The organism is Streptomyces sp. NPDC025721, assembly GCF_055558595.1.
This window is the reverse complement of sequence record NZ_JBVHMF010000003.1, coordinates 159317-169993: the sequence shown is the minus strand read 5'-3', so window position 1 is coordinate 169993 and position 10677 is coordinate 159317. Positions and strand designations below refer to the sequence as shown.

6 protein-coding genes and 1 pseudogene are annotated in these 10677 nt (G+C 73.5%); 6 read left to right on the top strand and 1 reads right to left on the bottom strand.

Annotation, left to right across the window (positions count from 1 at the left end):
• Positions 1-70 precede the first annotated feature (70 nt).
• From ACZ4EF_RS07150 to ACZ4EF_RS07130, 5 genes and pseudogenes are all read left to right on the top strand, one after another.
• A pseudogene (locus ACZ4EF_RS07150) lies at positions 71-4183 on the top strand (type I polyketide synthase); the annotation flags it as partial.
• Between the two features lie 216 nt (positions 4184-4399).
• Entirely contained in the window at positions 4400-5173 is a 774-nt protein-coding gene (locus ACZ4EF_RS07145; protein ID WP_467503200.1) for a thioesterase II family protein, read from the top strand.
• A gap of 187 nt (positions 5174-5360) precedes the next feature.
• Positions 5361-6824: an FAD-dependent oxidoreductase gene (locus ACZ4EF_RS07140; protein WP_467503198.1), complete on the top strand. Its 1464-nt coding sequence runs from the start codon at positions 5361-5363 to the stop codon at positions 6822-6824.
• 59 nt (positions 6825-6883) lie between these two features.
• Positions 6884-7435, top strand: coding sequence for a GbsR/MarR family transcriptional regulator (locus ACZ4EF_RS07135; RefSeq protein ID WP_467503196.1), 552 nt, complete (start codon positions 6884-6886; stop codon positions 7433-7435).
• Positions 7436-7445: 10 nt separating this feature from the next.
• Positions 7446-9038: a DHA2 family efflux MFS transporter permease subunit gene (locus ACZ4EF_RS07130; RefSeq protein WP_467503194.1), complete on the top strand. Its 1593-nt coding sequence runs from the start codon at positions 7446-7448 to the stop codon at positions 9036-9038.
• 112 nt (positions 9039-9150) lie between these two features.
• Here ACZ4EF_RS07130 and ACZ4EF_RS07125 read toward each other — a convergent pair whose 3' ends face one another.
• A complete protein-coding gene (locus ACZ4EF_RS07125; protein ID WP_401306966.1) occupies positions 9151-9957 on the bottom strand; it encodes a M15 family metallopeptidase in 807 nt (268 codons plus the stop codon).
• Between the two features lie 122 nt (positions 9958-10079).
• Between ACZ4EF_RS07125 and ACZ4EF_RS07120 the strand changes: the two genes are divergently transcribed.
• A complete protein-coding gene (locus ACZ4EF_RS07120; protein ID WP_391046467.1) occupies positions 10080-10649 on the top strand; it encodes a dihydrofolate reductase family protein in 570 nt (189 codons plus the stop codon).
• Positions 10650-10677: the final 28 nt, after the last annotated feature.

Genomic DNA, 10677 nt, shown 5'->3' with positions numbered 1-10677 from the left:
ACACGCGGCGCGAGCGGCGCCGGGCCCCACGGAAGTCCCAGCAGAAACGGAGTCACTGATGGCCATGGAGACCGGACGCATCGTCGAGGCGCTGCGCGCGGCCCTCACCGAGACGGAACGGCTGCGCGAGGAGAACCAGCGGCTGCTGTCGGCGGCCACCGAGCCCCTGGCCGTCGTCGGGATGGCCTGTCGCTTCCCCGGCGGCGCGGACACCCCGGAGAAGCTGTGGGAGGCGCTGGAGTCCGGCCGGGACATGATGACCGACATCCCGGACGACCGCGGGTGGGACCTGGGCATGCTGCTCGGCGACGGCGACACCCCCGGCGCCTCGATCGCCCGCCAGGGCGGCTTCCTCACCGACCTGCCGCGCTTCGACGCCGAGTTCTTCGGCATCTCGCCGCGCGAGGCGCTGGCCATGGACCCGCAGCAGCGGCTCGCCCTGGAGGTGTCCTGGGCGGCGGTCGAGAACGCCAGGATCGACCCGCACTCCCTGAAGGGCAGTGCGACCGGCGTCTTCCTCGGCGTCTCCTACGCGGGCTACGGCACCGACGCCGAGGAGCTGCCGCCGCAGATCATGGGCTACCAGCTCACCGGCAACGCCAGCAGCGTGGCGTCCGGCCGGATCGCGTACGTCATGGGCCTGGAGGGGCCCGCGGTCTCCATCGACACCGCCTGCTCCTCGTCGCTGGTCGCGCTGCACCAGGCGTCGCAGGCGCTGCGCTCGGGCGACTGCGCCATGGCCCTGGTCGGCGGCGCGAGCGTGATGCCCACCCCCACCCTCTTCATCGAGTTCACCCACCAGCGCGGACTCGCCGCCGACGGCCGCATCAAGGCGTTCGCCGCCGCCGCCGACGGATTCGCCTGGGCCGAGGGCGCCGGCGCGATCGTCGTGGAACGCCTGTCGGACGCGCGCCGCAACGGCCACCGGGTGCACGCGGTGATCCGCGGCTCCGCGATCAACCAGGACGGTGCCAGCAACGGCCTGGCCGCGCCCAGCAGCCGCGCGCAGGCCAAGGTGATCCGCGCCGCGCTGCGCAACGCCGGGCTGTCCGCGCACGAGGTCGACATCGTGGAGGCGCACGGCTCCGGCACGACGCTCGGCGACCCCATCGAGGCCAGCGCGCTGCTGGCCACGTACGGTCAGGAGCGGCCCGCCGACCAGCCGCTGCGGCTCGGTTCCATCAAGTCCAACTTCGGGCACACCGGGGCCGCCGCGGGCATCGCCGGGGTGCTCAAGATGGTGCTGGCGATCAGCAACGGCGCGATGCCGAAGTCCCTGCACATCGACGCCCCGACGCCCGCCGTCGACTGGGACTCCGGTGCGGTGCGGCTGCTCACCGAGACCATCGCGTGGCCCGAGGCCAAGCCCGCCGACGAGTCGGGGCACCAGCCGCGACCGCGCCGCGGCGCCGTGTCCGGCTTCGGCATCAGCGGCACCAATGTGCACGCGATCTTCGAACAGGCCCCCGCGGAACTCGCGGATCCGGCCCCGCCGACCGGCGTACGCGCTCCTGCGGCGGCCGGTGAAGGGACCGTCGGAGCAGGGGCCGCCGATGCCGATGCCGACGCCGCGGCCTCCCCCGCCGTGCCCGTCCTGCTGCCCGTCTCGGGCGACGGCAGCCGCGCGCTGCGCGCCCAGGCCGCCCGGCTCGCGGACCACCTCGCCGACCGGCCCGAGCTCGCGGTGGCCGACGTCGGCTACTCCCTCGCCACCACCCGCGCGGAACTCACCGCCCGCGGCACGGTCCTGGCCGCCGACCGCGAGGAGGCGCTGCGCGGACTGCGGGCGCTCGCCGACGGCGTGCCCGACCCGGACGCGGCCGTCGGGCCGCCGTCCGCGAGCGGTCGCCCGGCCTTCCTCTTCACCGGCCAGGGCGCACAGCGCGCGGGCGCGGGACAGGAGCTGTACGCCACCTTCCCGGCGTACGCGGCGGCCTTCGACGCCGCCTGCGCGGCGCTGGACCCGCACCTCGAACGGCCCTTGCGCCAGCTGGCGTTCGCGGCGCCCGGATCGACGGACGCGGCCCTGCTGGACGAGACCCGGTACACCCAGCCGGTGACCTTCGCCGTCCAGGTCGCGCTGTACCGGCTGCTGGAATCGTGGGGCGTGCGGCCCGGCCACCTCATCGGCCACTCGGTCGGCGAGCTGTCCGCCGCGCACCTGGCCGGGGTGCTGTCGCTGCCCGAGGCGGCCGAACTGGTCGCCGCGCGCGGGCGGTTGATGGGCGACCTGCCGCCCGGCGGCGCGATGGCCGCGATCCAGGCGTCCGAGGCCGAACTGGCGCCGATGCTCGCCGGACGCGACCACGAGGTGTCGCTCGGCGCGGTCAACGGCCCCCGGGCCGTGGTCGTCTCCGGGGACGAGGCCGCGGTGGACGAACTCGTCGCGCACTGGGCCGAGCGGGGCCGCAAGACCCGGCGGCTGGCGATCAGCATCGCCTCCCACTCCACGCGGATGGACCCGATCCTGGACCCCTTCAGGGACCTGGCCGCGACGATGACCTTCGCCGAACCGGAGATCCCCGTGCTCTCCAACGTCACCGGCACGATCGCCGGGCCCGGCGAGCTGACCTCACCCGACTACTGGGCCCGCCACATCCGTTCGGCCGTCCGGTTCCTCGACGGCATGCGGACGATGGCGGCCGCCGGTGTGACCACCTACGTCGAGCTGGGCCCCGACTCCGCGCTCAGCTCCATGGCGCGCGACAGCCTGGGGGAGGCCGCCGCGGGCGCCGTCGTCGTCCCGGCGCTGCGCCGCGACCGGCCGGAGGCCCGCACGCTGCTCGCCGCGGTCGCCGCGGTGCAGACCCGCGGCGTCCGGCCCGACTGGGAGGCGGTGTTCGCGGGCACCGGCGCCCGCGTCGTCGACCTGCCCACCTACGCGTTCCAAGGCGCCGGTTACTGGCTCGGCGCTACGGGCGCTACGGGCGCGACGCGCCGGACCGCCACCTTCCCGGCCCCTTCCGTCAGCCCCGCGCCCGCCGCGGAACCGGCGGCGCCGCAGGAGTCCGGCACCTTCCGGGAACGGCTCGCCGGGCTCGGCCCCGACGAGCGGCCGGCCGAACTGCTGGGCGTGGTACGCCTCCAGGTCGCCCGAGTGCTCGGTCACCCGTCGGGCGAGCACGTCGACCCGGACCGCGAACTGTCCACCCTCGGCTTCGACTCGCTGTCCGCCGTCGAACTGTCCACCACGCTCAGCGCCGTCACCGGCATCGCGCTGCCCAGCACCCTGGTCTTCGACCACGCCAGCGTCGACGCGCTCGCCGCCCACCTCGACCGCGAACTCGGCGACGCCGCCACGGGATCCGCCGCGCTGGCCGCGCCCGCCGTGCGCTCGGCCGAGGGCCTGAGCGGCCTGTTCGAACGCGCCGTGGAACTCGGCCGGGGCGAGGAGGCGCACGACCTGCTCGCCCGGTTCGCCGACTACCGGGCCCAGTTCACCACCACCGCCGAACTGACCCGCCCCCTGCGGACGGTGAAGCTCGCCGACGGCCCGGACGAGCCGCTGCTGATCTGCTTCCCGACCTTCATCTGGCGGCAGAACTTCCACCAGTACGCGCGGTTCGCCGCCGGCCTCGGCGGACGGCGCGCCACCACCGTCGTGGGCCTGCCCGGCTTCGTGTCCGGCGAGGAACTGCCCTTCTCCGTCGACTCGTTGACCGAGGCGCTGGCACAGGCGGCCCAACAGGCCGCCGGGGGGCGGCGGTTCGCGGTCCTCGGCTACTCCGGCGGCGGCAACATCGCCGCCGTCACCGCTGCCCGACTGGCGGCGGACGGACACGCCCCGGCCGGACTCGTACTCATCGACACGCCGACCTGGGGCGGCGGGCACGGGCTCGGCGCCGACTGGACGGACACCTTGCAGAATTCGCTGCGCGAGCGCCGGGAGGTCGTGGAGACCTCCGCCGACGACGCGGGCGAGGCATGGCTCACCGCCCGCGCCCGCTACGCCGGGTTCGACTACGGCCTCGACGCCCTCACCGCGCCCACGCTGCTGGTACGGGCGAGCGAACCGATCGGCGGCCACCAGGGCGGTGCGGCCGAGGGCTGGCGGGTCGACTGGGCGCTGCCGCACGACACCGTCGACGTGCCGGGCGACCACTTCTCGATGATCGAGGCCGAGCACGCCGCGGCCACCGCGGCGGCCGTGGACGGCTGGCTGTCCGCCCTCGACCCCGACTGACGCGCCCGCGGCGCCGGCCGGAAGGACCTCCGGCCGACGCCGCGCCCGGACCCCGATCCGGCGCGGCGGCCCCGCGCGGGCGCGACGGCAGACCCGGCATCCCGTGGCCCCGCGCGGGCGCCACAGGAGACCTGGCCGCCACCGGCATCCACCCCCGTACGCCCACCGCTCCATCCGCCGTCGCCGAACCGGCCCGGCGGCGCTGAGGAGGAAACCATGACCGCCTGGGACCTGAAGACCGGTCCGTGGATCACCCGTTACACGCCCGCGGCGCCCGGTCCCGGCGCGGTGCAGCTCGTCTGCCTGCCGCACGCCGGAGGATCGGCGACCTTCTTCAAGCCGCTGAGCGCGCACATGCCGCCCGGCGTGGAGGTGCTGGCCGCCCAGTACCCCGGTCGGCAGGAACGGCGCAACGAGCCCTGCACCGAGGACATCGGACGCCTCGCCGACGCCGTCGCCGACGCGCTCGGGCACCTGCCCGACACCGTTCCGCTGGCGCTCTTCGGACACAGCATGGGCGCCCTGGTCGGCTGGGAGGTGGCCCGCCGCCTGGAGGCGGGCGGCAGGACCCGCCCCGTGGCGCTGATCGCCTCCGGGCGGGGAGCGCCCGCCGTGCACCGCAACGCGCACCTGGGCCGCCGCAGCGACGCCGAACTCGTCGCCGACCTCACCGCGTTGAGCGGCACCGAGGGCGCGCTGCTCGCGGACCCGGGCATCCTCGCCATGGTCCTGCCGGTGCTGCGCGGCGACTACCGCGCGCTGGACGCCTTCGCCTACCGTCCCGGCGTGCCGCTGCGCTGCCCGATCAGCGTGTTCCTCGGCGAGGACGACCCCTGGGCGCGCGGTGCGGACGCCGAGGGATGGCGCCGGGAGACCACGGGCGGGACGTCCTTCCGGCGCTTCCCCGGCGGCCACTTCTACCTGGCCGAGCAGTGGCCCGCCGTGGCCACGGCCGTCGCCGCCTGCCTCGGCCGGGTCCCCGCGTCATGAGCCGGCCGTCTGCCGGGAGACGCCGGGCCGCCCAGGACCCGCCGCCGGGCCCGGTTACGGACCGCGACCGCCGCCCGTACGCGCGACGACCGGCCGAGGCCGAAGCCCCGGCGTGAGTCCCGGCCGAGGTCCCCGCCCCGAGGCGCACCCCAGGGCATCCATCAGGAAAGGAACGTGAGAGGACACCATGGTCGGAACATCCACGGGGCCCACGGGACCCACCGGGCCCGTCGCCGGAGGCCGCGCCGTCGTGCTCGGCGCGGGCATGGCCGGAATGCTGGCGGCCGTCGCGCTGCTGCGCCACGTCGACACCGTCACGGTCCTTGACCGGGACCGGCTGCCCGAGGGGCCCGACCCGCGCCGCGGAGTCCCGCAGGCCAAGCACACGCACGTCCTGTGGTCCGGCGGCGCACGGCTCATGGAATCGCTGCTGCCCGGCACCGTCGACCGGCTGCTCGCCGACGGCGCCCACCGGATCCGGCTGCCCGAGGACCTGGTCTCGCTCACCGCCTACGGCTGGCAACAGCGCATGCCCGAGACGCAGTTCATGATCGCGGCCAGCCGGCCGCTGCTCGACTGGACCGTGCGGGACCAGGCGCTGCGCGACAAGCGGATCACCGTGCTCGCCGACACCGACATCATCGGCCTGCGCGGCGACGCCGACCGGATCACCGGCGTCACCTACAAGCCGCGTACGGGAGGCGGGATGTCGGTCGTCGAGGCGGACATCGTCGTGGACGCCACCGGCCGCGGCTCCCCGATGAAGCGCTGGCTCGGCGTGCTGGGCCTGCCGCCCGTCCAGGAGGACGTCATCGACTCGGGCATGGCCTACGCCACCCGGATCTTCGCCGCGCCCGAGGGCGCCCGCGGTCCTTTCCCGCTCGTCAGCGTCTACGCCGACCACCGTGCCGGGGTGCCGGGCCGCAACGGCATCCTGCTGCCGATCGAGCGGGGACGCTGGATGGTCACCCTCTCCGGGACCCGCGGCGCAGAACCGCCCGGCGACGAGGACGGATTCCGCGGCTACCTGGACTCCCTGCGCCACCCGCTGATCTCGCAACTGCTGCGCCACGCCGAGCCGTTGACCCCCGTGCAGGCATCCCGCTCGACGGCCAACCGTCGGCTCTTCTACGAGCGCCTGGTGCGCTGGCCCGACGGGCTCGCGGTCGTCGGCGACGCCGTCGCCGCCTTCAACCCGGTCTACGGACACGGCATGAGCAGCGCCGCGCTGGCCGCCGCCGCCCTCGACCGGACCCTGTCCGAGTGCGGCGGCCTGGTCCCCGGCGCGGCGCAGGCCGTGCAGCGCGCGGTCGGCGCGGTCGTCGACACGCCCTGGATCCTCGCCACGTCGCAGGACGTCTGCTACCCCGACGTGCAGACCAGGTCCGAGGACCCGCGGCTGACCCGCTACGCCGCCGAACGCCGCCGCCAGGCCGACACGATCGGCGAGGCGGCGCTGCTCGACCCCGTCGTCTGCTCCGCCGCGCTGCTGGTCAACACGCTGTCGGGCGAGGCCGACGCGCTCGGCGCACCGGACGTCCAGGCCGCGCTCGCCGCCGTCGTCGGCACGGTCGCGCCCGCGGAACCCACCCTGACCGCCGCCGAGTGGCGCGCCGTGACCGCCGACGACCGTGCGGAAGCCGTATCTTGACGTTACATTGATGACTGAAACGAGTAGCGGGTACAGCAACAACGAGAAGGTTCCGTACGATGGCAGACATGACCGGTCCGGGTCCTGACCCGACACCCCAACCCCTCGGCCAGGGCGGGGAGTCGAGGCCGGGTCCGGACGTCGAGGCGTGGATGGAACGCGTCACGTCCTGGTTCATGAGCCAGGCCGGGTGGCCGCCGATCATGGGGCGGACGGTGGCCTGGCTCATGGTCAGCGAGCCGCCGGCCCAGACCCCCGCGCAGATCGCGCAGGCGGTCCAGGCCAGCCGGGCGTCCGTGACCACCACGCTGAAACTGCTGACCGAGGCGCGGATGGTGCAGGCCGTCACCCGGGCAGGTCAGCGCTCGACCTACTACCAGATCACCGAGGACGCGTGGTCGGGCGTGCTCAAACGACGGCTGGAGAGTCTGACGTCCTTCGTGGACATCACCGGCGAGGGGCTGGCGCTGTTCCCGGAGGACTCGGAACGGGCCGGGCGCGTGCGGGCGGCCCACCGGCTGTTCGCCTGGCTCGACTCCGAGGCCGACCCCATGTGGAAGCGCTGGGACGCGGTGAACACCGACGGCCCGGCCGATCTCCCCGAGACCTAGGAGCGGCGGAATGAGCAGCACGGAGACCAGGAAATGGTGGGCACTCGGAGCGATCGGGTTAAGCCTGCTGGCCGTCGGCGTCGACTCGACCATCCTCAACGTCGCCGTCCCCACGATCAGCAGTGACCTCGGCGCCTCGACCAGCCAACTCCAGTGGATCGTCGACAGTTTCACGCTGGTCCTGGCCGCGGTCCTGCTGCCCGCGGGCCTGATGGGCGACAAATACGGCCGCAAGAAATTCCTGCTCGCCTCGCTGATCCTGTTCGGCGTGGCCTCGCTCGCCTGCGCCTACTCCAACACGGCGACCGAACTGATCGCCTCCCGCGCGCTGTTGGGCCTGGCGGGCGCCTTCCTCGTGCCGCTGAGCACATCGGTGCTGCTCAACATCTTCGAGAGCGAGGAGGAGCGCACCAAGGCCATCACGGTCGTGGCGATCTCCACCATGCTCGGCCTGCCGCTCGGCCCGATCGTCGGCGGCGCGCTGCTCAACCACTTCTGGTGGGGCTCGGTCTTCCTGGTCAACGTGCCGCTCGTGGCGCTCGGCAGCTTCGCGGTCGCGAAGCTGGTCCCCGAGTCCCGCGGCAGCGCGGGCATCGGCATCGACTACGTCGGCGTCCTCATCTCCAGCCTCGGCCTGACCGCCATCACGTACGGCACGATCGAGGCCGGTGTACGCGGCTGGGGCGACGCCGTGGTGGTGCTGGCGATCGTCGGCGGCGCGCTGGCCCTGGTGCTGTTCACCTTCTGGGAGCGCCGGGTCACCGCCGCGGGCGGCAGCCCGCTGGTGGACCTCGAACTGTTCCGCAGCCGCGGCTTCGTGTGGGGCTCGGTCCTCGCCACCGTCGTCAGCTTCGCGATGTTCGGCCTGATCTTCGCCCTCCCGCAGTACTACCAGGCGGTGCTCGGGACCGACGCGCTCGGCACCGGCCTGCGGCTGCTGCCGCTGATCGGCGGCCTGCTGGTCGGCGCCAGCGTCGTCAACAAGCTCCCCGCGCAGCTCGGTCCGCGCGCCGTACCGGCGCTCGGCTTCGTGCTGATGGGCGTCGGCCTGTTCATCGGCATGGCCACCTCGACCACCTCGGGCTACGGGTTCATCGCCATCTGGCTCACGATCATCGGCGCCGGACTCGGCATGTCCCTGACCCGGACGATGGCGGCGGCCCTCAACTCGCTGTCCAAGGAACGCAGCGGCGTCGGGTCGGCGTTCACCCAGGCGGTACGGCAGGTCGGCGGTGCGATCGGCGTGGCCGTGCTCGGCTCCGCGGCCAACTCCACGTACCGCGGCCACCTGGACCTCGGGAAGTCGCCCCAGCAGATCCAGGACGCCGCCGGTCGCAGCCCCGCGGCGGGCGTCGCCGTGGCGGCCAAGCTCAAGAGCCAGGCTGTTCTCGACGCCGTTCGCGACGCGTTCGTCGTCGCGATGCACACCGTGCTGCTGGCCTGCGGCGTCATCGTCGTCGTCGCGGCCGTCCTGGCCCTGGTGTTCCTGCCCAAGCGCGCCGCCCTGCCGCAGGACAGCGACGACACGGCGGCGTCCGCCGCCTCCGAGGGCGGAGACCCGGGCGGCCCGCCGCCCGGCCGCGCCTCCGGCTCCCTCGCCTGACGCCTGACGCCTGACGCCTGACGCCTGACGCCCGACGCCCGACGCCCGACGCCCGCCGGAACGGCCCGCCGCCGAGCCCACAAGGGGCGGCGGCCGGGCCCCGGCTCCGGGGTCAGTTCAGCGACGACCGCGCGACGGGGAAGTCGAAGTAGGTGTCCGGGTAGGGCTCGTGGTCGAGGGTGTAGTGCCACCACTCGACCGGCAGGTTGGTGAAACCGGCGGCTTCCATCGCGTTCTTGAGGGTCAGCCGGTTGGCCAGTTGGACGCCGGTGATCCGCGGGTCCAGCGTGTTCGCGAGGGTGTCGAAGCAGTCGAAGCCGGTCCCCATGTCGATCGAGTTGTCGGGGAAGCGGTCGGCGCGGGCGCCGTAGCACGGGGTCAGCGGCTCGCCGGGGACGTAGGCGCGGGTCTTGGCGGCCGGAAGTCTGACGATGGTGAGGTCCATCGTGCTGCCCCGGCTGTGGCCGGACTTCGCCGCGATGTACCCGTCGGTGAACAGATCGGCCTTGTTCTCGTCCGGGTAGAACTCGCCTTTCATCTTCTGGTCGTTCAGATCCTCCGCCCAGCGGACGAAGTGGTCGACGGCGCGCTGGGGGCGGTAGCAGTCGTAGACCTTCAGCGAATACCCGGTCTTCAGCAGTGCGCGCTGCACCTTGTGGAGTGCCAGTGCCGCCGGGCGGGTGAGGAGGCACATCGGCTGGACGTAACCGTCCACCGGCGCTCCGACGAAGTCGTGCGCAGTGGCGTAACGCATTTCCTGGATGATCGAGCGGTCGACCGAACCGAGGGCGACGAATCCGGGCGGTGCCTTCACGTCGTCCGCGACCGCCGCGGGTGCGGAGAGGGCCAGGGTCGAGGCTAAGCTGACCAGCGCGAGGAAAAGCGCGCGCGGCGTCATGGAATGCGCGGTGCGTGACATGCGTGCAGGTATACCAGCCTGGATACGAGCCGATCAACGATGCGAGATTCTTCGGCAATTGCGTGGGGTATGTCGAAATATCGGGTCGTGACTTTCGCATTCGTCACGGAGGAGGACTTCTCATGCGCAAGGTGACCTATTCGATGAACGTCTCACTCGACGGTTACATCGTCGGGCCGGACGGCGACTTCAACTGGACGGAGCCGGACCCGGACGTCTTTCGCTCCTGGATTGACGAGATCCGGCAGATCGACGTCCATCTGCTGGGGCGGCGGCTGTACGAGACGATGCTGTACTGGGAGACCGCCGACCACGATCCGCCGATGGACGCCGCCCAACTCGAATGGGCCGCGCTCTGGAAGCCGCTGCCCAAGGTGGTGTTCTCCACCACGCTGTCGGAGGTGGAGGGTCGCGCCCGGCTGGCCTCCGGCGACCTGGCGGGGGAGATCGAGCGGCTGCGGGCCGAGCCGGGGGACGGCGACATCGCGATCGGCGGCGCGACGCTCGCCGCCCAGGCCGCCGCCGCGGGCCTGATCGACGAGTACCGGGCACGCGTCTACCCGGTACTCGTCGGCGGCGGCGTCCCGTTCTTCCCCCGGGACGAGCACCGGGTGGACCTCGACCTCGTCGAGACCCGCGCGTTCAGCTCCAGCGTGCTCTACCTGCGCTACCGCGTGGCGCGCCGGGCGTGAGCCGCGTCCCGCGTGCGGGAGCGCACCG